The sequence below is a fragment of the Nocardia sp. CNS-044 genome, assembly GCF_059570515.1.
This window is the reverse complement of record NZ_JCANSX010000005.1, coordinates 956,758-976,275: the sequence shown is the minus strand read 5'-3', so window position 1 is coordinate 976,275 and position 19,518 is coordinate 956,758. Positions and strand designations below refer to the sequence as shown.

Here is a 19,518-nt window from a genome sequence, read left to right as displayed (position 1 = left end):
AATGCGGAGGTACGCCTACTTCGGAACCTCGATCACACCCTCGTCGACCGCCCACTTGATGGTCTTCTCCAACTGCGGACAAGTCTCGGGACGACCGGGGCGGCCGCCCGACGCGGCGAGCTCGGCGAAGACCGGGCAGTGCGTTTCGGGCGGCTCCGTCCACTGCACGGAGGTCTGGTGCGAGCTGGACTTGCGCACCAGCACCTCGCTCCGGCAGGCCTGACACCGCAACGGCGTCAGGCCCTCCTCCAGGTAGCGCTGTTTGTCGACCACGGTCTGGGCCTGCACCGCCGCCCGCCGCGCGGGCTGATCGGCGAAGTCCGGCGCCTTGGCCCAGGTCGCGGCCATCAGACCCCGGCCTCTGCTTCCTTCGTCGCCTGCTCGGCCTCTTCGGCTTCGCGCTTGCGACGCAGGTTCTCCGCGACCTCGGCTTCCCACGCCTCGTTCGCCTTGGTGGTGTCCACCTCGAACTCGAAGCGCTGGGTCATCTTCTCGGTGACGTCGGCGGCGTCCACGTAGAACTGGTCGTACCAGCGGCGCAGCTGGTACACCGGGCCGTCCTCCTCGCACAGCAGCGGGTTCTCGACCTTGGACTTGTGCTTCCAGATCTCGACATCCTGCAGGAAGCCGACGCTGATGCCCTCGGTCATCTTCTCGGCCAGCTTGTCGGCCATCTCGCCGTCGACGCCCTTCGGCTTCTCCAGCGTGATGCCCCACTGCAGCATGAACGAGTCCTGCGTGACCGGGTAGTGGCAGTTGATCAGGACGCTCTTGACCTCGTAACCGCTGTAGATGTTGATCAGCGGGTTGATCATGTACGAGGGGCCGAAGTACGAGGCCTCGGACTTCAGCAACGTGTCGCCGCCGTACTTGGAGGCCATACCGATGTCGGGCCTGCCCTTGGTCTCCAGGAACTGGGTGGCGATGTGTCCCTCGAAGACGTTCTTGAAGTACGTCGGGAAGGCGAAGTGGATGTAGAAGAAGTGGGCCATGTCGACCACGTTGTCGATGATCTCGCGGCAGTTCGCGCCCTCGATGAGCATCGAGTTCCACGTCCAGTCCGTCCAGCCGCTGTCGAGCTGGTCGGTCGGGTTGCCGTCCGCGTCGGTGTACGGCCCCTCGATGTGCGGGATGGTGATCTCCGGCGGCGGCTCGTTGCCCTCGTGGTCGTGCCAGACGAACAGCTGACCGTTGCGCTCCAGCGTCGTCCACTTCCTGGTGCGCGCCAGCGGCGGCACGCGCCGCGCGTAAGGGATGGAGCTGCACTTGCCGTTGACACCGGACCAGCGCCAGTCGTGGAACGGGCAGGCGATGTCGTCGCCCTTGACCTCGCCCATGCTCAGGTCGCCGCCCATGTGCCTGCAGTAGGCGTCGAGCACCCGCAGTTCGCCCGCGCTGTCGACCCAGACCACCAGCTTGGTACCGAACACGTTCACCGCGTGCGGCTTACCGTCCCGGAACGTCTTGGCCAGGCCGAGGCAATGCCATCCCCGCGCATAGCGGGTAGGCGCCGAGCCGACATCCAGCTCCCTGTGCTTACCCACCCCGCCGGCTCCGCCGGCTGCCGACCCCGAGGCCCTTGCACCGCTCCCCTTGGGGGTAACTGCCATCGCGATTCTCCTCCTTCTGTACTAGAACACGTTACAAAAATGTCCCGCTTCATGCCAGCGATTCGGCTCACTTCCTGCGCATGTGCATTCACGACCTGCGATGAACGCCGGTTCTCGACAGAAATAAGAACCTGTTCTAGTCTCAGAGGCAAATGAGTACCGGTTACCAATCCGACCAGGCAGGAGCAGGTCCCGAGATGACGCAAGAAGTGACCGAGCGGGTCGAAGCGCTGTTGCCGACACTGCGTGAGCGCGCGCAGGAGGCCGAGGACCTGCGGCGCATCCCCGACGAATCGATCAAGGCGCTCCAAGAGACCGGCTTCTTCCGACTGCTGCAGCCCAAGCAGTGGGGCGGACACGCCGCCGACCCGGTCGTCTTCTACGACACCGTCCGCAAGCTGGCCAGCGCGTGCGGTTCCACCGGGTGGGTGGCGGGCATCGTCGGCGTGCACAACTGGCACCTCGCGCTGTTCGACCAGCAGGCGCAAGAGGACGTATGGGGTGAGGACACCGAGGTGCGGATCTCCTCGTCCTACGCCCCGATGGGCGCGGGCACCGTGGTGGACGGCGGCTACATCGTCAAGGGCGCGTGGGCCTGGTCCTCCGGCTCCGACCACGCCACCTGGGCGGTGCTCGGCGGTCCGGTCATCAAGGACGGCAAGCCGGTCGACTTCGGCAGCTTCCTCATCCCGCGCACCGACTACCGCATCGACGACGTGTGGAACGTGGTCGGCCTGCGCGGCACCGGCTCCAACACCGTTGTGGTGGAGGACGTTTTCGTGCCCAAGCACCGGTTCCTGAGCTTCCGCGCCATGAGCGAGCTGAAATCGCCCGGCCTGGCGCAGAACCCGGACCCGGTCTACAAGATGCCGTGGGGCACCATCCATCCCACCACGATCTCCGCGCCGATCGTCGGCATGGCCTACGGCGCCTACGCCGCGCACGTCGAGCACCAGGGCAAGCGGGTGCGCGCGGCCTTCGCCGGCGAGAAGGCCAAGGACGACCCGTTCACCAAGGTCCGCGTCGCCGAGGCGTCCAGCGATATCGACGCGGCGTGGCGCCAGCTCTCCGGCAACGTCGCCGACGAATACGCACTGCTGGTGGCGGGCAAGGAGATTCCGTTCGACCTGCGGGTCCGGGCCCGCCGCGACCAGGTGCGCGCGACCGGGCGGGCGATCGCCTCGATCGACAAGCTCTTCGAGGCCTCGGGCGCCACGGCGCTGGCCAATGGCACTCCGCTGCAGCGCTTCTGGCGCGACGCGCACGCGGGCCGGGTGCACGCGGCCAACGATCCCGAGCGCGCGTACGTCATGTACGGCACCCACGAGTTCGGCCTTCCGGTGACCGACGGGATGGTGTGATGACCTCGACGGTGGAGCTCACCTACGAATCGACCTCGCGCTACGCGCAGGTGCGGCCGGATCTGCGGCTGCACTACCACGAGGCGGGCACCGGCAACGGTCCGACGATCGTACTGCTGCACGGCGGCGGCCCCGGTGCGTCGTCCTGGTCGAATTTCGCACGCAACATCCCGGTGCTGGCGCAGAATTTCCATGTGCTCGCGGTGGATCAGCCGGGTTTCGGCAAGTCGGACAAGCCGGTCGAGCATCCGCAGTACTTCGCGCACTCCGCGTCGGCGGCGAAGGATCTGCTCGACCACCTGGAGATCACCGACCGGGTGCACATCCTCGGCAATTCGCTCGGCGGCGGAGCGGCGGTCCGGTTCGCGCTGGACTACCCCGAGCGCGCGGGCAAGCTGGTGCTGATGGGCCCCGGCGGACTCAGCCTCAACGCCTTCGCGCCGGACCCGACCGAGGGCGTGAAGCTGCTCTCCCGCTTCAACTTCGAGCCGACGAGGGCGAATCTCGAAGCGTTCCTGCGGATCATGGTCTTCGACCAGAAGCTGATCACCGAGGAACTGATCGACGAGCGCTTCGAATCGGCCAAGACTCCCGAAGCGCTGGCCGCGACCCGCGCCATGGGCAAGTCGTTCTCCGGCCCCGATTTCGAGCTCGGCATGCTCTGGCGCGACGCCTACAAGCTGCGCCAACCGGTGCTGCTGATCTGGGGCCGCGAGGATCGGGTCAACCCGCTCGACGGCGCCATCATCGCGACCAAGATGATCCCGCGGGTGCAGTTGCACGTGTTCGGCGGCTGCGGCCACTGGGCGCAACTGGAGAAGTTCCACGAATTCAACCGGCTGGCAACGGACTTCCTGTCCGGATCCGGCAAGGAGAAGTAGACATGGGCATTCGATCGCTCGGCTACCTGCGCATCGAGGCCACCGACATGGCGGCCTGGCGCGAATACGGCCTCAAGGTGCTCGGCATGGTGGAGGGCAAGGGCAGCGTCCCGGACGCGCTCTACCTGCGAATGGACGAATTCCCGGCCCGGCTGGTCATCGTCCCCGGCGAGAAGGACCGGCTGCAGGTCTCCGGCTGGGAGACGGCCAATGCCGAAGAGCTGCAAGACATCCGGAATCGGTTGGAGGCCGCTGGCGTGCCCTACAAGGAGGGCACCGCGACGGAGAAGGCCGACCGGCGCGTCTACGAGCTGATCAGTTTCGAGGACACGTCCGGCAACGTGCTCGAGGCGTTCCACGGCGTCGCGTTGGAGCACCGGCGGGTCGTCAGCCCGTACGGGCACCGGTTCGTCACCGAGGAGCAGGGTCTCGGCCACGTGGTGCTCAGCACCTCCGACGACAAGGCCGCGCTGGAGTTCTACCGCGACGTGCTCGGCTTCCGCCTGCGCGACTCGATGCGGCTGCAACCGCAGATGGTCGGCCGTCCCGCCGACGGCGAACCGGCCTGGCTGCGGTTCTTCGGCTGCAATCCGCGCCACCACTCGCTGGCCTTCCTGCCGATGCCGACCCCGAGCGGCATCGTCCACCTCATGCTCGAGGTGGAGAACGCCGACGACGTCGGACTGGCCCTCGATCGCGCGCTGCGCAAGAAGGTCAAGATGTCGGCCACCCTCGGCAGGCACGTCAACGACAAGATGCTGTCCTTCTACATGAAGACGCCCGGCGGCTTCGACGTCGAATTCGGCTGCGAGGGACTGGAAGTCGACGACCACGACTGGATCGCCAGGGAGTCCACCGCCGTGAGCCTGTGGGGCCACGACTTCACGGTGGGCCAGCGCCAGCAATGACCGACGGGGTGAGCGAGCCTGTGATGGAGACGAAACCGACCACCGACGGACAACCGGTGATCGATCCGCGCCAATTCCGAAACGTGTTGGGGCAGTTCTGTACCGGTATCACCGTCATCACCGCCTTCGGTGACGACGCGGCGCCGATCGGCTTCGCCTGTCAATCGTTCGCCGCCCTGTCCCTCGAACCGCCGCTTGTGCTGTTCTGCCCCACCAAGGCGTCACGCTCCTGGGCGGCGATCGAGAAGACCGGACGCTTCTGCGTCAACATCCTCGCCGAGGAACAACAGCAGCTGTGTGCCCGATTCGGTTCCCGCGAACCCGACAAGTTCGCCGGAACCACTTGGCACACTTCGGATCTGGATCTCCCGGTATTGGACGACGCGCTGGCCACGATCCAGTGCACGGTGGACAGCGTCGTCGACGGCGGCGATCACTACATCGTGATCGGCCGCGTGCAGGTCCTGTCGGAGTCCACGGACTCCGGCAGGCCCCTGCTGTTCTATCGCGGTCAGTACACCGCCATCGAGCCGGAGAAGACGGTGCCCGCGCCGTGGCGGGCCGATCTCGACCACTTCCTGACCACTACGACGCTGGACACCTGGTTGTAGGAGACCGTACCTCCGCCTTCGCTCCGGGCGCGGGCTGGAGACGCACCGCTTCCGCAGCGTCAGAAGTAAGCGTTCCCCTGGTCGGCGCTGACGAACTGCGCCCACTTCTGCGTGCCGTCGGCGTGGTCGGGGCAGGTGTTCCGACCTTCGCGGAACGCTCGCGCCACCTCGCCCGGCGCGGGCACGCGGACGACCCGGCGCGGACGCGATCTGATCGTGCGCCATGTTTCGGCGAGTTCGCCCAGGCTCAGCACTTCGGGACCGCCGAAATCCGGCGCGCGGCCGAGGGGCGGGCCCTGGATCAGTTCGGCGGCGCGTGCCGCCACGTCCGTCGCGGCGACCGGCTGGAACCGAAAGTCGGTGGGCAGCGGCGCGATCGGCAGCCGTTCCACGCCGTAGAGGATCGACGCGATCAGCTCGTGGAATTGCGTCGCGCGCAGAATCGTATGCGGCACACCGCTTTCAGTGACAAGTTGTTCGCAGGCGAGCTTGTTGCGGTAGTAACGGAACGGGATGCGGTCGATGCCGACGATCGAGACGTACAGCAGGTGATCGACACCCGTCGCGGCGGCGAGCAGATTGCGGGTCTGCTCGATGTCGGGCCCGCCGAACTTACGGAAGTCCGAGGCCGCGTGCACGACGGCGTCCACGCCTTCCACCGCTTCCGCGACGCCTTCGCCCGTCCGCAGATCGCCCACGTGCGTGCCCGCGCCCGGTCGGCGCGAGAGGACTCGCACCGCATGCCCCTCCCGGCGAAGCAGCGCGACGATGTGCCTGCCCAGCGCTCCGGTTCCTCCGGCGACAAGAATGTTACCCATGAGTAACTAGTACTCCTCCCTCGTCCCGCACCACAAGTGCGGCGTGCCCGCGAGTCGGATGACAAAACTGCTCAATTGGTGAGCACTTATCTGCGGAGAATCAGAGGGAGAGACCATCCCAGCACCTCGGAGACCACCATGAACCAGCTCGACGGCACCGCTGTCCACACCTTCGCGGACTCCGCGCACTGGGAGGCGTGGCTCGCGGCCAACCACGACCGGTCGACCGGCGTCTGGTTAAAGATCGCCAAGAAGAACGCGACGAGCGCGACGCTCAGCATCGCCGAGGCGCTCGACGGCGCACTGTGCTACGGCTGGATCGACAGCCACCGCCGGGCCCTCGACGACGACCACTACCTACAGCGCTACTCGCCGCGCCGCCCGAAAAGCCCGTGGTCGCAGGTCAATGTCGACAAGGTGGAGGCGTTGACCGCCGCGGGGCGGATGCGCGAACCCGGCTTGGCCGCCGTTCGCGCGGCGCGAGCGGACGGGCGCTGGGACGCGGCCTACGAACGGCAGCGCACCGCGACCATCCCGGACGATTTGAGGGCGGCGCTGGAAGGGAACCTGCGGGCGCGCGGGCGATTCGATCAACTCGACCGCACCGGGCAGTACGCGCTGTTCCTGCGGTTGATGAAGACTCGTGGCGAGAGCGAACGCGCCGCGCGACTGCGGCAGATCGTCGAAGAACTCGATCGCAGCGCAAGCTGATCCACCAACGTAGCTCCATTGCTACACGCGGCTACGCCCAATACTCAGCCCTCATCGCCTGGGTTCGAGCAGGAACGCCGACGCCAGGGCGACCACCTCGCGACGGGTGCGATGGCCGTGGTCGGCGGCGAGCAGATGTTTGCCGACCGCGAGGCTGAAGGCCAGCATGCTGCGGGCCTCGATCTCGTCGGGGTCGGTGCAGTAGGTGCCGAACAGTTCGCGCAGATACGCCATGCGCTCGTTGTCCACCCGGCGCAGTCGCTCGGCGACCGCCTCGTTGCGGCGCGCCCAGTCGCGTACGGCCAGGTCGATCGGCCGGAGGCGATCGTCGGAGAAGGTGAGCAGACCGGCGCGCTGGATCTTGGTGCGCGCGTCGCCGCCCTCCTGCTCGACCCGCTCGACCACCGCGCGGGTGCTCTCCTGCTCCCAGGTGTCGAGCATTTCCTCCAGCAGGGCGTTGCGGTCGGCGAAGTGCCCGTAGAACCCGCCCTTGGTGACGCCGAGCGCCGCGGCGATGCTCTCGACGCGCACGGCGTCGGGGCCGCCCGCGGCCAAGGCGACAAGTCCCTGCTCGACCCACCGGCTGCGGGGTGTGCGTGTGACGGCGACCATGCCACCAGTATCGCCGAGGGTGTCGACAGCGGGGGTGGAGCGGTCTACGATCGATGTTATACGGCGACGTATATTTGAAAGCTGTTGCCGCATAAGGATGTTCATGTTTCATTGGACGACAGAGGAGGCCGACGTGACGACTCCGTTCCCGGTGCCGAGCACACGAGCCGAGACGAGACTCCCCGACACCGAGCACACCGAACGTCCGTGGCGAATCCACGAGATCGCCCACGATTTCGTGCTAGAGGATGTCTGGGCGCTGCCGACGCCCGGCGGTCCCGACGATCTGCCGCGCTTGGTGCGGTTCATCGCAACGGACGACGACACACCGCAACCCCTGATCTTCCGTGCCCTGTTCGCTATCCGCTGGAAGCTCGGCGCGCTGCTCGGCTGGGACGACGCGGGCACGAAAGTAGGCACCCGAGTCACCTCGTTGCGCGAGCGGTTGCCCGACGATCTGCGCGCGGGACCACGCGGCCCCGATACCGAGAATCATCCGTTCACGTCGGTCTACCTCACGGACACCGAATGGGCGGCGGAGATGGCCAACCGCACCATGCACGGGGTGATGCACATCGGCTGGGTGCCCGACGGATCCGGGGGTTACCGAGGGCAGATGGCTGTGCTCGTCAAGCCGAACGGGTTGTTCGGCAAGATGTACATGGCGGCGATCAAACCGTTTCGGTACGTGCTCGTGTACCCCGCGTTGATGCGTATCTTCGAGCGCGGCTGGCAGCGGCAGGGCACGTAGCGCGCGTCGGCGTCGGCCGAGAACGGCGGTCTCTGCGGCCCCGACGGAATCGCGGCGCACCGTCTGCTGTTCGTGATGGTTTGTACCGGCAAACAGCACTTCGGAGGTTCTGGCCATGCGCGCCAACAGCTCTCGTTTCGACGACAAGATCGCCCTCGTCACGGGCGGCACCAGCGGGATAGGACTCGCGGCCGCACGCCGCCTCCTCGACGAGGGCGCGCGGGTGATCGTCACCGGCCGCGACAAGAGCCGACTGGACGCGGCCGTCGAAGAACTGGGCGGCGGCGAGCGGCTGCTCGGAATCCGCAGCGATGTAGCGGAACTCGGCGACATCGACGCGCTGGCGGACACGATCCGCGAGCGCCACGGTCGCCTCGACGTGCTCTTCGCCAATGCGGGCATCGCCGCCTTCCTGCCGACCGCCGACATCACCGAAGCCGAGTTCGACCGCGTCATCGACATCAATTTCAAGGGCGTCTTCTTCACCATCCAGAAGACCCTCCCCCTGCTCGCCGACGACGCGGCCATCGTCGTCAACGCCTCCTGGGCTTTGCACCGCGGCGTCCCCGGCGCCTCCCTCTACTCCGCCACCAAAGCCGCCGTGCACAGCCTCACCCGCACCCTCGCCGCCGAACTGGCCCCGAGGAGTATCCGAGTCAACTCCGTCAGCCCCGGCTACATCGAAACCCCCTCCTACCGCGAGAACGTCTCCGCCGAAGCCAAAGCCGCCGCCATCGCCGCCGTCGCCGCGGGCCGCCTCGGCACCCCCGAGGACATCGCCGACGCCGTAGCCTTCCTCGCCTCCCCCGAAGCCTCCTACATCAACGGCCAAGACCTCCTCGTCGACGGCGGCCTCATCACCGCCATCCCCGACCGCATGCTGTAGCAGCAGATGGGTCAGCGCCCGGTGCGGGCCGGGCGTTGGCGTGCAGTCCAGCTGGATCAGTGGTCAGGGGTTCGCGCGTGGGTTAATATAAGTACCAACTTATTGAAGGAGGTTGGTATGGCCTTGTTGACGGATCCCGTGGGGATCGCCGGGCTGGTGGCTCGGGAGGTTCGGACCGGGGAGCGGGGTGGGGAAGTTACGCGGATCGCGGTGGCTCGGCGGAGTTATCCGACGGATCAGGCGGATCTGTGGGACGCGTTGACGAATGGGGAGCGGATTCCGCGGTGGTTTCTGCCGGTGAGCGGGGATCTGGAGCTGGGTGGGAAGTACCAGCTCGAGGGGAACGCGAACGGGGTGATCGAGGAGTGCGAGGCGCCGCGGCGGTTCGCGGTGACGTGGGAGATGGGCCCGCAGGTGTCGTGGCTGACGGTGACGCTGAGCGCGAGCGAGGACGGGACCGTTCTGGAGCTCGAGCACGAAGCGCCGGTCGATCCGGAGTTCTGGGCGCAGTACGGTCCGGGGGCCGTGGGCGTCGGCTGGGATCTCGCGCTGCTGGGACTCGGTCTGCACGTGGAGTCCGCGGCGGCGTTGGACGCTGCCGAGGTGCTGACTTTCCACACCACTCCCGAGGGTGTGGAGTTCATCAGGAGGGCCGCCAACGGGTGGGCGGACGCGGCGGTCGCCGACGGCGACGACCCGACCGAGGCGATCACGGCGGCGGACCAGACGGTGACCTTCTACACCACCGAGCCCGAGGACGGCGCCGAGTCCTGATGGTCGCGTCTCCGGCGAAGATCTTCGAGGCGCTCGGCGATCCGATCCGCCGCTACATCCTCGAGCTGGTGGCGGCCGAGGAGCAGCCCGCGGGCGCGCTTGTCGCGGCCGTGCAGCAGCGCGCCTCCATCTCCCAGCCCGGCGTCTCCCAGCATCTCAAGGTGCTGCGCGACGCCGGGTTGGTGAGCGTGCGCGCCCAGGGCACGCGCCGCCTGTACGCGCTCGACCCCGCCGGTCTGGACGCGGCCCGCGCCTGGCTCACCGAATTGACCGAACCGCTGCACCGGTTCAGCCAGCCCCTCGACGCCCTCGCCACCGAAATCGCCCGTGGCAAACGGGCCCGCCGCACCGCCGAGCCGCCCGTCGAGGAGGCGAGCAGGAGCGCGCGGCAGGCGTGAACGGAGCCGCACCGCCGGGAACCAGGCAGCGCCCGAATCAGCCGCGGGCTACGGAGCGCCGCGAAACAGGGAGCGCCGCGTGAGCGACAGGCGCGCCGGCCGCCGAGCCGAGCCTCTTCGCGCGGCGCTCACATTTCACACAGCCGGTACCAACCACCGGAACGCCCGGGAGTCGCGACGGCGGAGTTGTTGCGGAAGTACAGATTCGCGCCATCCTTGTAGGGCACCGCGAGGTCGATCTTCCCGCTCCGGTAGATGATGTGGAGGTCATCGGCCGCGACGATGGGCGCGTCTTCCATGCCCGCAAGGAACCCGCTGTAGACCATGGTGTGCGTCTCGCTGGTGACGACACCGTTCTGCACGATGGCCGTCTGGTTGATGACGGCGGTGAAGGTTCCCCATCCGGCGACCGCGCCCGCGCAAGAGTCGGCGTGCGCTCCCGCTCCGGCCGACGCCGTACCTGCGCCGCCGCAGAGCGCGAGCCCCAGAGCCGCCAGTGCCACGAAAGTTCTCATGAACAGACCATGGCTGCCGCGGCTTGCGGGCTCCTTGAGAAATGCTCCGAATCAGAAAGCGATGAAAAGGATCTCGTCGCGCGAGTACTCGTGCCCGGGGTGCTTCTCCGCGAGATGCGCCTGGGTCTTGGCGACGAGATCGTCTTCGTCGGCGCCGACGATGGACTCACCGCAGGGGCAGTTCAGGTTTCGCTTCATTGTTCGTCCTAGGTCGCGGTCGGCGGGTCGCCGACCGAATGGAAAGTGATATCAGGGCTTTCGGGCCAGACCGGCGACGATCAGCTGCTCCCATACGGTGAGCTCGCGAACGGGGGTCGGGCCGGTGACGGGGCCGGGCCGCCAGTGCGGGACCGGGACGATACCCGGTTCCACGATCTCGAGATCACCGAAGAGTTCGGCGATCTCCTCGTCGGTGCGCCACCGGCCGCGGCCGAAGGTGGACTGCAACTTCTGCTCCACCGCTTCGGTCTCGGCGTTGTTCCCGGAGCGGAAGTGCGAGATGAAGACCGCGCTGCCGGAGGGGATCTGGTCGGTCCAGAAGCGGACGATCTCCGCCGGGTTCTCGTCGTCGTTGAGGTGGTGCAGGATCGCGCTGAAGACGACGGCGACCGGCTGCTCGAAATCGATCAGCCGGATGACGTCGGGATGCTCGCGAATTCCCTTCGCATCGCGGACGTCGGCCTGGATGACGACCGTCCGATCGTCGGCCTCCAGCAGCGCGCGCCCGTGCGCGAGGACGATCGGATCGTTGTCGACGTAAACGACTTTGGCGTCCGGTACGTGCCGCTGCGCGACCTGGTGCACGTTGTCGGCGGTCGGCAGGCCGCTGCCGAGGTCGATGAACTGCCGCAGGCCCGCCTTGGCGAGCTCGCCGACGGCGCGAACCAGCACCTCGCGATTGGAGGTCGCGATGACCACCGAACCGGGAAGGTTGTTCTTGAAGTGGTCGCCGATCTCCTGATCGACGGGGTAATAGTCCTTACCGCCGAGCAGGTAGTCGTAGACCCGAGCGATGCTCGGCTTGGACTGATCTATCACGTTCGAGCTATCGGACACATTCGCACCCCCGACTCGCCGGACATTGTCCCCGCCAATAGTAGGAGATCACGCTCGGCCGCGGCAGGCCGTCAGCCTCCGACTGTCAACGACCGCAGCCGAATTCGCATCGGTACCGGCCCGCGAGCGGTGGCAATCCGCTCGCGGACCGGGATTCTCGAAACCGTTTCAGGCGGAAACCGCGGCCTGCTCCCGCTGCAACTCCAGCGCGATGTCGATGAGCTGGTCCTCTTGACCGCCGACGAGCTTGCGCTTGCCCGCGCGGACGAGCATCTCGGCGGCGGAGACGCCGTAGCGTTCGGCCTGGCGCTCGGCGTGCTTGAGGAAGCTCGAGTACACGCCCGCGTAGCCCATCATCAGGGCCTGGCGGTCCAGCAGGCACTCCTGCGGCATGGCCGGGCGGACGACGTCTTCCGCGGCGTCGGCGATGGCGAAGAAATCGATGCCGGTCTTGATGCCCAGCTTGTCGCAGACGCCGACCAGTGCCTCGACCGGCGTGTTACCCGCACCGGCGCCGAAACGGCGTGCGCTGCCGTCGATCTGGGTCGCGCCCGCGCGAATGGCGTAGATGGAGTTGGCCACCGCGAGATCGAGGTTCTCGTGACCGTGGAACCCCACCTGCGCGTCGTTGCCGAGTTCGGCGACCACGGCCGCGACGCGATCGGAAACCTGTTCCAGGACAAGCGCTCCCGCCGAGTCGACGATGTAGACACACTGGCATCCGGCGTCGGCCATGATGCGTGCCTGCTTGGCGAGCACCTCCGGCGGCTGGGTGTGCGACATCATCAGGAAGCCAACGGTTTCCAGCCCGAGCTCGCGAGCCAGTCCGAAGTGCTGGATGGAGACGTCGGCCTCGGTGCAGTGGGTGGCGATGCGGCAGATGGACGCGCCGTTGTCCTGGGAGACCTTGATGTCTTCCTTGACGCCGACGCCGGGCAGCATGAGCACCGCGATCTTGGCCTGCTTGGCCGTCTGCGCGGCGATCGTGACCAATTCCTGCTCAGGAGTTTTGGAAAAACCGTAGTTGAACGAGGAACCGCCGAGTCCGTCGCCGTGGGTCACCTCGATGACCGGAACGCCCGCGCCGTCGAGTGCGGCGACGATGTCGCGCACCTCGGTGGCGGTGAACTGGTGGCGCTTGTGGTGCGAGCCGTCGCGCAGCGAGGTGTCGGTGACGCGGATGTCGAGTTCTGCTGAGTAAGCCATGGGGACTGCTCCTTACACCCGGCTCGTAGCGATTTGCTGTGCCATGACCTCGCCGACCTTCGTGGCCGCGGCGGTCATGATGTCGAGGTTGCCCGCGTACGGGGGCAGGAAGTCGCCCGCGCCCTCGACCTCGATGAAGACCGAAACCTTCGCCAGGCCACCGGAAACCACCGACGGCTCGTCGAACTGCGGTTCGTTGAGCAGGCGGTAGCCGGGCACGTACTGCTGGATGTCGGCGACCATCCGGTGGACGGAGTCCGCGATCGCGTCGGTGTCGGCGTCCTCCGGGATGGCGCAGAAAATGGTGTCGCGCATGATCATCGGCGGCTCGGCCGGGTTCAGGATGATGATCGCCTTGCCGCGCTCGGCGCCGCCGATGGTCTCCACGCCGCGGCTGGTGGTCTTGGTGAACTCGTCGATGTTGGCGCGGGTGCCCGGACCGGCGGACACCGACGACACTGAGGCGACGATCTCGGCGTACGGCACCGGCACGACGCGCGACACCGCCGCGACGATCGGGATGGTGGCCTGGCCGCCGCAGGTGATCATGTTGACGTTCGGCGCGTCCAGGTTGGCGCCGAGGTTCACCGGCGGCACCACGGCGGGACCCACCGCGGCCGGGGTGAGGTCCACCGCGCGGATGCCCGCCTCGGCGTACTTCGGCGCGGCGGCGCGGTGCACGTAGGCCGAGGTGGCCTCGAAGACCAGGTCCGGCAGCTCGGACTGGCCGAGCAACCAGTCGACGCCCTCGTGCGAGGTCTCCAGCCCGAGCCCGCGGGCCCGCTTCAGGCCCTCGCTCTCCGGATCGATGCCGATCATCCAGCGCGGCTCGATGACCTCCGAGCGCAGCAGCTTGTAGAGCAGATCGGTGCTGATGTTGCCGGACCCGACGATCGCGGCGGTGACGGTCCCGTTGGACACGACAGGCCTCCTAAATGAATTGCAAACGGACGGAACCGAGTCCGGCGAACTCGGCGTGGAACTTGTCGCCAGGACGGGCGTCGATGGCGCGGGTGCAGGAGCCGGGCAGCACGACGTCGCCCTTCTTCAGCCGCACGCCGAACGAGGCGACCTTGCGCGCCAGCCAGGCCACCGCGATGACCGGATCGCCGAGCACCGCGTCGCTGCGGCCCTCGGCGACCACCTCGTCGTTGCGGGTGAGCACCGCGTCGATGGCCTTGATGTCGATGTCCTTCGGCGCGACCCGTTCGGGTCCGAGCACGTAACCGGCCGAGGACGCATTGTCCGAGATGGTGTCGCACAGGCCGATGTTCCAGTCCTTGATCCTGGAATCGATCAGCTCGATCGACGGCGCGAAAGCGACGGTCGCGGCGAGCACGTCCTCCTCGGTGCAGTCCGCGCCGGGCAGGTCGGCGCCGAGCACGAACCCGACCTCGACCTCGACGCGCGGGAAGAGGTAGCGGTTCGCCTCTACCGGAACGTCTTCGAACACTTGCATTTCCGCGAGCAGGTGCCCGTAGTCGGGCTCGTCCACGCCCATCATCTGCTGCATGGCCTTGGACGAGAGGCCGACCTTGTGGCCGACCACGCGCGCGCCGCTGTCGAGGCGGCGGCGGATGTTGATCAGCTGGATCTCGTAGGCGTCGACCACGTCGATGTCGGGGTATCGCGCGACCAGCGGGTCGATGGCGACCCGATCGTTCTCGGCCCGCGCGAGTTCGTCGGCGAGTTCGGTTCGTACCGCGTCGGACAGCACGCTAATTTCCTTCCGCTGTTGCTTTTTCGAGGACTGTGTTCAACTCGCGCCGCTCCCGGTCCCCTTCGTGGTCACGCTGGCTACCGCCTCCGTGGCCGTCGCTCGCGCCGCCACCTGTTCGCCCGCCGCGGACCGTCCCGCGCGTCGACCGGAGAAGACGCAGTCGGCCAGCGACAGACCGCTGACGTAGGAATCCGAGCAGATGCCGACGGCGGTCCGTCCCGCGGCGAACAGGCCCGGAATGTCGTCGCCCTCGGCGTTCTTCACCGCACCGGTCTGCTCGTCGACGACAACGCCGCCGAGGGTGAGCATCGGGCACGGGTTGGTCAGGCTCGGCTTGATCCCCACATCCAACAACCAGTACGGGCCGCTGCGCACGGGTTCGGTGAATTCGGCGGGCTTGCCGACCGGGTCGGGCGTGCCGTGCTCTATGGCGGCGTTGTGCGCGTCGACGGTCGCGCGCAGTCCGGCTGGATCGATACCCGCTTTGGCCGCAACGGCTTCCAGCGTCGCGCCGCGCACCGCGTTGCGGCGCATCACCTCGAACTGGGCGCGTTGGAACCAGGTCGCCTGGGTGCGGATCTGCTCGATCGCGGTGCGCATCAGTCGCGCGTCGGCGAGCAGCCAGCCTTTGCCTTCGTGCTCGTTGATCAGCTTGTTGCCGACCGCGGCGCCGTAGCGGGTCTCGTCGATGACGCGGCGGCCCTGCGCGTCGACCAGCACCGAGCCGGTGAAAGCGCTGGGCGGCAGGATGAATCGCCAGGCCGAGACGTTGCCCATGTGGTCGGTCGCCGCGCCGACCTGCCGCGCCATCAGGATGCCGCTGCCATCGTCGCCGGTGGTGCCGAGCGCGAGACCGGCGCGGTACTGCGGGCCGTACTCCGCGAGCATGGCGCGATTGGCGATGAAGCCGCCCGCGCTGACCACGACGCCGCGCCTGGCCCGCACCCGGATCGTCGTGCCGTAGCGGCGATCGAGCAGGTCGAGGCGCTTCTCCAGCGACTTGCGCAGCGGCGGATAGTAGATGCCCGGTTTGGCGGCGGCCTTGGCCATGCGGCTGTAGCGGTCGCGGACCCGGCCGGGGGCGTCGCGCAGCGATCGGCACTCGACGCCGATCACCTCGCCGTTGTCGTCGGTGATCAATCGCGTTGCGGTGGTGAGGGTTTCGACGCGCACACCGCGACGCGCGGCGGAGGCGGCGAGCGGACCGGTGAGCTGCTTGCCCGAGGTGCCCTTGCCCTTGACGCGGTGGCCGCGCTGCGCGGGCTCGGCGACCTCGCGGCCGTAACCGGAGACCTCGCTGCCGGAGTAGTACAGGTAGTAGCTGTCGTTCGGGTACGAGGTCTTGTACGGGCAGAGCGAGGCCTCGAACGGCACGCCGTGCCCCTTCAGCCACTCGATCATGGCCGGGCTCTCGTCCACGAAACGGCGCAGCGTCGCCGGTGTGACGGCCGTGCCGACCTCGCGTTCCAGATAGGCGAGCATCTGCTCCGGCGTATCGCGCACCCCCGCCTCGCGCTGCACCGACGTGCCGCCGCCGGCGTAGATGATGCCGCCGGACAGCGCCGACGCGCCGCCTCCGTTGAACCGCTCCAACACCACTACCTGCGCGCCCGCCTCCGTCGCTTCCAACGCGGCGGACGCGCCCGCGGCGCCGTAGCCGACGACGACCACGTCAGCGGTGAGGTCCCATTCGAGGCCCATGTACTTCACTCCGGTCCGAAACTGAAACAAGTTTCCTCGGCAAATGGAACGCCGAGCAAGTCTTCTGCCACACAACATAGACCAATGGCGCGTCCATTCTATAACGTGTTCTACATGACAGATCCGGTTCTCGAGCCACACAGCTACGACGTGGTGGTGGTCGGCAGCGGCGCCGCGGGCATGACCGCCGCCCTCACCGCGGCCCACCACGGCCTCAGCGCGGTCATCATCGAAAAGGCCGCGCACTACGGCGGGTCGACCGCGCGCTCCGGTGGCGGCGTGTGGATCCCCGGCAACAAGGCGCTGCGCGCGTCGGGTCGTCCCGACGACCGGGAAGACGCGCGCACCTACCTGCACAGCATCGTCGGCGACGTGGTGCCCAAGGACCGGATCGACACCTACATCGACCGCGGCGCCGAGGCCTTCGACTTCGTGCTCGACCACACCCCGCTGAAGATGAAGTGGGTGCCCGGGTACTCGGACTACTACCCGGAGGCGCCCGGCGGTCTCGGCGAGGGACGCTCCTGCGAGCCCAAGCCGTTCGACATCAAAGTGCTGGGTGCGGAGAAGGACAAGCTGGAGCCTCCGTATGCGAAGGCGCCGCTGAACGTGGTCGTCATGCAGGCGGATTTCGTTCGCCTCAACCTCATCCGCCGCCACCCCAAGGGCATGATGCGCGCCATGCGCGTCGGCGCGCGCACCTACTGGGCGAAGTTCACCGGCAAGCACATCGTCGGCATGGGTCAGGCCATCATCGCCGCCATGCGCAAGGGGCTGCTGGACGCGAACGTGCCGGTGCTGCTGAACACGCCGATGACGGAACTCGTCGTGGAGAACGGCGTGGTCACAGGCGTGCGGGCGCTGGTGGACGGCAAGCCCGTCGTGTTCACCGCGCGCCACGGCGTCGTGCTGGGCAGCGGCGGTTTCGAGCACAACGCGGAGATGCGCGCGAAGTACCAGCGCCAGCCCATCACCACCGAGTGGACGACGGGCGCGGCGGCCAACACCGGCGACGGCATTCGCGCGGGCATCGAGGCGGGCGGCGCGGTCGACTTCATGGAAGACGCCTGGTGGGGGCCGACCGTCTTCAAAGGCGGTCGCCCGTGGTTCGCCCTCGCCGAGCGCAATCTGCCCGGCTGCGTCATCGTCAACCGCGACGGCAAGCGATTCGGTAATGAGTCCGCTCCTTACGTCGAGGCTGGGCACACCATGTACGGCGGCGAATACGGGCAGGGCGAGGGTCCGGGCGAGAACATCCCGGCGTGGCTGGTGTTCGACCAGCGCTATCGCAACCGCTACATCTTCGCCGGATTGCAGCCTGGTCTGCGCTTTCCGTCCCGCTGGATGGAAAACGACAACATCGTCAAGGCCGACAGCCTGGAAGAGCTGGCGACCGCGATCGGCGTGCCAGCGGAGAATCTGGCCGCGACCGTCGAGCGGTTCAACAAGTTCGCCGAGACCGGCACCGACGAGGACTTCGGCCGCGGCAACAGCCACTACGACCGCTACTACGGCGACCCGACGGTGAAGCCGAATCCCTGCCTCGCCGGACTGGTGCAGGGCCCGTTCTACGCGGCCAAGATCGTGCCCGGCGATCTCGGCACCAAGGGTGGTCTGGTCGCCGACTCGGCGGGCCGGGTGCTGCGCGAAGACGGCAGCACCGTCGAGGGCCTCTACGCCTCTGGCAACTGCTCAACGCCGGTCATGGGCCACACCTACGCCGGGCCCGGCGCGACCATCGGACCCGCGATCACCTTCGGCTACCTGGCGGTCCTCGACATCGCCAAGCGCAAGCAGGAGCAGCCCGAGGCGGCCGCCTCCGAGGCGTAACCGCATGCCGTTGCCACAGAGCCACCACACGGTTCGCACAGGCGGTGCCTATGTGAACCGTGTGAAAAGTGTGTGGCAACCGCTGTCCCGGCGAGTGGGTACGGCGTTGTCAGCGGGGCGCGCTCGCCCGCAGGATCGATTCGTGGGCCGCGATCGAATCCGTCCACAACCATGCACAAGGAGAACTGATGCCCATCGACCCGAAGATCGCGCTCGGCGCGGAACTGCCGAGCAGGGAGTTCGCGTGGACGCCGTCGGATGTGCAGCTCTATCAGCTCGGGCTCGGCGCGGGGGCGCGGTGGACCGACGCCGCAGAGCTGCGCTACCTCGACGATCGGGAGCCACAGGTGCTGCCGACCTTCGCGACCGTCGCGCAGACTCTGCACGAGACGGAGCCGCCCAAGGTGAGCTTCCCGGGGATCGACATCGACCTGGCGAAGGTGGTGCACGGACACCAGGAAGTGGAGGTGCACCGCCCGATCCCCGCCGCGGGCAAGGCGACCAGCACCGGTCGGATCAGCGAGCTCTGGGACAAGGGCTCGGCCGCGGTGGTCGTGCAGGAGCACACCATCACCGGCTCCGACGGCGCGCCGCTGTGGACCACCCGCTCGTCCATCTTCGCCAAGGGCGAGGGCGGCTTCGGCGGTGAGCGCGGCCCGAGCACGAAGTCGGAGCTGCCCGACCGCGCACCGGATTTCGACGTCACCACGCGCACGCTGCCGCAGCAGGCGCTGCTGTACCGGATGCTCGGCGACCGCAATCCGCTGCACTCCGACCCCGAATTCGCCCGCGCCGCAGGCTTCCCCAACCCGATCCTGCACGGCCTGTGCACATACGGAATCGTCTGCAAGACCGCGACGGACACCGCGCTGGACGCCGACGCGAGCCGCGTCACCGGTTTCCGCGCGCGCTTCGCGGGGGTGCTCTACCCGGGCGAGACCATCCGCACCCGGATCTGGCGCACCGACGGCGAACTCGTCATCGCCGCGACCGTGGTCGAGCGCGAGGACGCGCCGGTGCTCGCGGACGTCAGCCTGAAGTTCAGCTAGGCGGACGTAAGCCTGGAGTTCAGCTAGACCGGAGGTGACCGTCGCTCGCGGCGCGGACGGGCTGCTGACCACACGGCGTCGCGCGGGCTAGGCCCTGTCTCGAAGTCCGGCCGGATGCAT

The 19,518-nt window shown here is 67.8% G+C and carries 22 protein-coding genes; 11 read left to right on the top strand and 11 right to left on the bottom strand.

The window, feature by feature from the left end; genetic code table 11:
- Window positions 1–15: 15 nt before the first annotated feature.
- Together T333_RS05460 and T333_RS05455 are read right to left on the bottom strand one after the other, a co-directional pair.
- Window positions 16–348, bottom strand: a complete 333-nt coding sequence (locus tag T333_RS05460; RefSeq protein WP_141807625.1) for a hypothetical protein — start codon at window positions 346–348, stop codon at window positions 16–18.
- The gene (locus T333_RS05455; protein ID WP_496423819.1) at window positions 348–1,610 is read right to left on the bottom strand and encodes a 3-ketosteroid-9-alpha-monooxygenase, oxygenase component; all 1,263 of its coding nucleotides are present in this window, start codon (window positions 1,608–1,610) and stop codon (window positions 348–350) included. The genes T333_RS05460 and T333_RS05455 overlap by 1 nt, the downstream gene beginning before the upstream one ends.
- Window positions 1,611–1,807: 197 nt before the next feature.
- On the opposite strand from T333_RS05455, the gene hsaA reads away from it, so the two are divergent.
- Genes hsaA through hsaB form a run of 4 tightly spaced genes read left to right on the top strand, consistent with a single transcriptional unit; the run spans window position 1,808 to window position 5,371 of the window.
- Window positions 1,808–2,971, top strand: coding sequence for a 3-hydroxy-9,10-secoandrosta-1,3,5(10)-triene-9,17-dione monooxygenase oxygenase subunit (gene hsaA, locus T333_RS05450; RefSeq protein ID WP_355000408.1), 1,164 nt, complete (start codon window positions 1,808–1,810; stop codon window positions 2,969–2,971).
- The gene (gene hsaD, locus T333_RS05445; RefSeq protein WP_496423818.1) at window positions 2,971–3,852 is read left to right on the top strand and encodes a 4,5:9,10-diseco-3-hydroxy-5,9,17-trioxoandrosta-1(10),2-diene-4-oate hydrolase; all 882 of its coding nucleotides are present in this window, start codon (window positions 2,971–2,973) and stop codon (window positions 3,850–3,852) included. Before hsaA ends, hsaD begins: the two co-directional genes overlap by 1 nt.
- A gap of 2 nt (window positions 3,853–3,854) precedes the next feature.
- Window positions 3,855–4,760, top strand: coding sequence for an iron-dependent extradiol dioxygenase HsaC (gene hsaC, locus T333_RS05440; RefSeq protein WP_496423817.1), 906 nt, complete (start codon window positions 3,855–3,857; stop codon window positions 4,758–4,760).
- Window positions 4,761–4,783: 23 nt separating this feature from the next.
- Entirely contained in the window at window positions 4,784–5,371 is a 588-nt protein-coding gene (gene hsaB, locus T333_RS05435) for a 3-hydroxy-9,10-secoandrosta-1,3,5(10)-triene-9,17-dione monooxygenase reductase subunit (RefSeq protein ID WP_496423816.1), read from the top strand.
- Window positions 5,372–5,430: 59 nt separating this feature from the next.
- Here the strand turns inward: hsaB and T333_RS05430 are convergent, their stop codons facing one another.
- On the bottom strand, window positions 5,431–6,189 hold the full coding sequence (locus T333_RS05430; protein WP_496423815.1) for an SDR family oxidoreductase: 759 nt from the start codon (window positions 6,187–6,189) through the stop codon (window positions 5,431–5,433).
- Window positions 6,190–6,327: 138 nt separating this feature from the next.
- Here T333_RS05430 and T333_RS05425 point away from each other — a divergent pair, with 138 nt between their 5' ends.
- Window positions 6,328–6,900, top strand: a complete 573-nt coding sequence (locus T333_RS05425) for a YdeI/OmpD-associated family protein (protein WP_496423814.1) — start codon at window positions 6,328–6,330, stop codon at window positions 6,898–6,900.
- A gap of 51 nt (window positions 6,901–6,951) precedes the next feature.
- Here T333_RS05425 and T333_RS05420 read toward each other — a convergent pair whose 3' ends face one another.
- Entirely contained in the window at window positions 6,952–7,512 is a 561-nt protein-coding gene (locus tag T333_RS05420) for a TetR/AcrR family transcriptional regulator (RefSeq protein WP_496423813.1), read from the bottom strand.
- A gap of 133 nt (window positions 7,513–7,645) precedes the next feature.
- Here T333_RS05420 and T333_RS05415 point away from each other — a divergent pair, with 133 nt between their 5' ends.
- From T333_RS05415 to T333_RS05400, 4 genes are all read left to right on the top strand, one after another.
- Complete coding sequence (locus T333_RS05415) at window positions 7,646–8,263, top strand: DUF2867 domain-containing protein (protein ID WP_496423812.1); 618 nt, start codon at window positions 7,646–7,648, stop codon at window positions 8,261–8,263.
- A 115-nt stretch (window positions 8,264–8,378) separates the two neighbouring features.
- Window positions 8,379–9,149, top strand: a complete 771-nt coding sequence (locus T333_RS05410; RefSeq protein WP_496423811.1) for an SDR family NAD(P)-dependent oxidoreductase — start codon at window positions 8,379–8,381, stop codon at window positions 9,147–9,149.
- Window positions 9,150–9,155: 6 nt separating this feature from the next.
- The gene (locus T333_RS05405; RefSeq protein ID WP_496423810.1) at window positions 9,156–9,923 is read left to right on the top strand and encodes an SRPBCC family protein; all 768 of its coding nucleotides are present in this window, start codon (window positions 9,156–9,158) and stop codon (window positions 9,921–9,923) included.
- A complete protein-coding gene (locus T333_RS05400; protein WP_496423809.1) occupies window positions 9,923–10,321 on the top strand; it encodes an ArsR/SmtB family transcription factor in 399 nt (132 codons plus the stop codon). The genes T333_RS05405 and T333_RS05400 overlap by 1 nt, the downstream gene beginning before the upstream one ends.
- Before the next feature lie 128 nt (window positions 10,322–10,449).
- On the opposite strand, the gene T333_RS05395 is transcribed toward T333_RS05400, so the two are convergent.
- The 7 genes from T333_RS05395 to T333_RS05365 all read right to left on the bottom strand — a co-directional run bounded on the left by T333_RS05395 (window position 10,450) and on the right by T333_RS05365 (window position 16,519).
- Window positions 10,450–10,836, bottom strand: a complete 387-nt coding sequence (locus tag T333_RS05395) for a hypothetical protein (protein WP_355000419.1) — start codon at window positions 10,834–10,836, stop codon at window positions 10,450–10,452.
- 51 nt (window positions 10,837–10,887) lie between these two features.
- Entirely contained in the window at window positions 10,888–11,034 is a 147-nt protein-coding gene (locus T333_RS05390; protein ID WP_141807638.1) for a DUF1059 domain-containing protein, read from the bottom strand.
- 51 nt (window positions 11,035–11,085) lie between these two features.
- Window positions 11,086–11,892 (bottom strand): SAM-dependent methyltransferase, encoded by an 807-nt coding sequence (locus T333_RS05385; RefSeq protein WP_355000420.1) that lies wholly within the window; start codon window positions 11,890–11,892, stop codon window positions 11,086–11,088.
- 168 nt (window positions 11,893–12,060) lie between these two features.
- The gene (dmpG, locus tag T333_RS05380; protein WP_141807640.1) at window positions 12,061–13,098 is read right to left on the bottom strand and encodes a 4-hydroxy-2-oxovalerate aldolase; all 1,038 of its coding nucleotides are present in this window, start codon (window positions 13,096–13,098) and stop codon (window positions 12,061–12,063) included.
- Between the two features lie 12 nt (window positions 13,099–13,110).
- Window positions 13,111–14,019, bottom strand: a complete 909-nt coding sequence (locus T333_RS05375; RefSeq protein ID WP_496423808.1) for an acetaldehyde dehydrogenase (acetylating) — start codon at window positions 14,017–14,019, stop codon at window positions 13,111–13,113.
- Window positions 14,020–14,029: 10 nt separating this feature from the next.
- Window positions 14,030–14,815 (bottom strand): 2-keto-4-pentenoate hydratase, encoded by a 786-nt coding sequence (locus T333_RS05370; protein WP_357246484.1) that lies wholly within the window; start codon window positions 14,813–14,815, stop codon window positions 14,030–14,032.
- Between the two features lie 39 nt (window positions 14,816–14,854).
- A complete protein-coding gene (locus T333_RS05365) occupies window positions 14,855–16,519 on the bottom strand; it encodes an FAD-binding protein (protein ID WP_357246620.1) in 1,665 nt (554 codons plus the stop codon).
- A 105-nt stretch (window positions 16,520–16,624) separates the two neighbouring features.
- Between T333_RS05365 and kstD the strand changes: the two genes are divergently transcribed.
- Both kstD and chsH3 read left to right on the top strand, forming a co-directional pair.
- A complete protein-coding gene (gene kstD / locus T333_RS05360) occupies window positions 16,625–18,349 on the top strand; it encodes a 3-oxosteroid 1-dehydrogenase (protein WP_496423807.1) in 1,725 nt (574 codons plus the stop codon).
- 188 nt (window positions 18,350–18,537) lie between these two features.
- The gene (chsH3, locus tag T333_RS05355; protein ID WP_496423806.1) at window positions 18,538–19,398 is read left to right on the top strand and encodes an enoyl-CoA hydratase ChsH3; all 861 of its coding nucleotides are present in this window, start codon (window positions 18,538–18,540) and stop codon (window positions 19,396–19,398) included.
- Window positions 19,399–19,518 lie beyond the last annotated feature (120 nt).

What these genes read in the sequence shown, in the direction of transcription:
- T333_RS05460 (WP_141807625.1), bottom strand. Translation starts at nt 348, where the DNA reads ATGGCCGCGACCTGGGCCAAGGCGCCGGACTTCGCCGATCAGCCCGCG.
- T333_RS05455 (WP_496423819.1), bottom strand. Translation starts at nt 1,610, where the DNA reads ATGGCAGTTACCCCCAAGGGGAGCGGTGCAAGGGCCTCGGGGTCGGCA.
- hsaA (WP_355000408.1), top strand. Translation starts at nt 1,808, where the DNA reads ATGACGCAAGAAGTGACCGAGCGGGTCGAAGCGCTGTTGCCGACACTG.
- hsaD (WP_496423818.1), top strand. Translation starts at nt 2,971, where the DNA reads ATGACCTCGACGGTGGAGCTCACCTACGAATCGACCTCGCGCTACGCG.
- hsaC (WP_496423817.1), top strand. Translation starts at nt 3,855, where the DNA reads ATGGGCATTCGATCGCTCGGCTACCTGCGCATCGAGGCCACCGACATG.
- hsaB (WP_496423816.1), top strand. Translation starts at nt 4,784, where the DNA reads ATGGAGACGAAACCGACCACCGACGGACAACCGGTGATCGATCCGCGC.
- T333_RS05430 (WP_496423815.1), bottom strand. Translation starts at nt 6,189, where the DNA reads ATGGGTAACATTCTTGTCGCCGGAGGAACCGGAGCGCTGGGCAGGCAC.
- T333_RS05425 (WP_496423814.1), top strand. Translation starts at nt 6,328, where the DNA reads ATGAACCAGCTCGACGGCACCGCTGTCCACACCTTCGCGGACTCCGCG.
- T333_RS05420 (WP_496423813.1), bottom strand. Translation starts at nt 7,512, where the DNA reads ATGGTCGCCGTCACACGCACACCCCGCAGCCGGTGGGTCGAGCAGGGA.
- T333_RS05410 (WP_496423811.1), top strand. Translation starts at nt 8,379, where the DNA reads ATGCGCGCCAACAGCTCTCGTTTCGACGACAAGATCGCCCTCGTCACG.
- T333_RS05405 (WP_496423810.1), top strand. Translation starts at nt 9,156, where the DNA reads ATGGGTCAGCGCCCGGTGCGGGCCGGGCGTTGGCGTGCAGTCCAGCTG.
- T333_RS05400 (WP_496423809.1), top strand. Translation starts at nt 9,923, where the DNA reads ATGGTCGCGTCTCCGGCGAAGATCTTCGAGGCGCTCGGCGATCCGATC.
- T333_RS05395 (WP_355000419.1), bottom strand. Translation starts at nt 10,836, where the DNA reads ATGAGAACTTTCGTGGCACTGGCGGCTCTGGGGCTCGCGCTCTGCGGC.
- T333_RS05390 (WP_141807638.1), bottom strand. Translation starts at nt 11,034, where the DNA reads ATGAAGCGAAACCTGAACTGCCCCTGCGGTGAGTCCATCGTCGGCGCC.
- dmpG (WP_141807640.1), bottom strand. Translation starts at nt 13,098, where the DNA reads ATGGCTTACTCAGCAGAACTCGACATCCGCGTCACCGACACCTCGCTG.
- T333_RS05365 (WP_357246620.1), bottom strand. Translation starts at nt 16,519, where the DNA reads ATGGGCCTCGAATGGGACCTCACCGCTGACGTGGTCGTCGTCGGCTAC.
- chsH3 (WP_496423806.1), top strand. Translation starts at nt 18,538, where the DNA reads ATGCCCATCGACCCGAAGATCGCGCTCGGCGCGGAACTGCCGAGCAGG.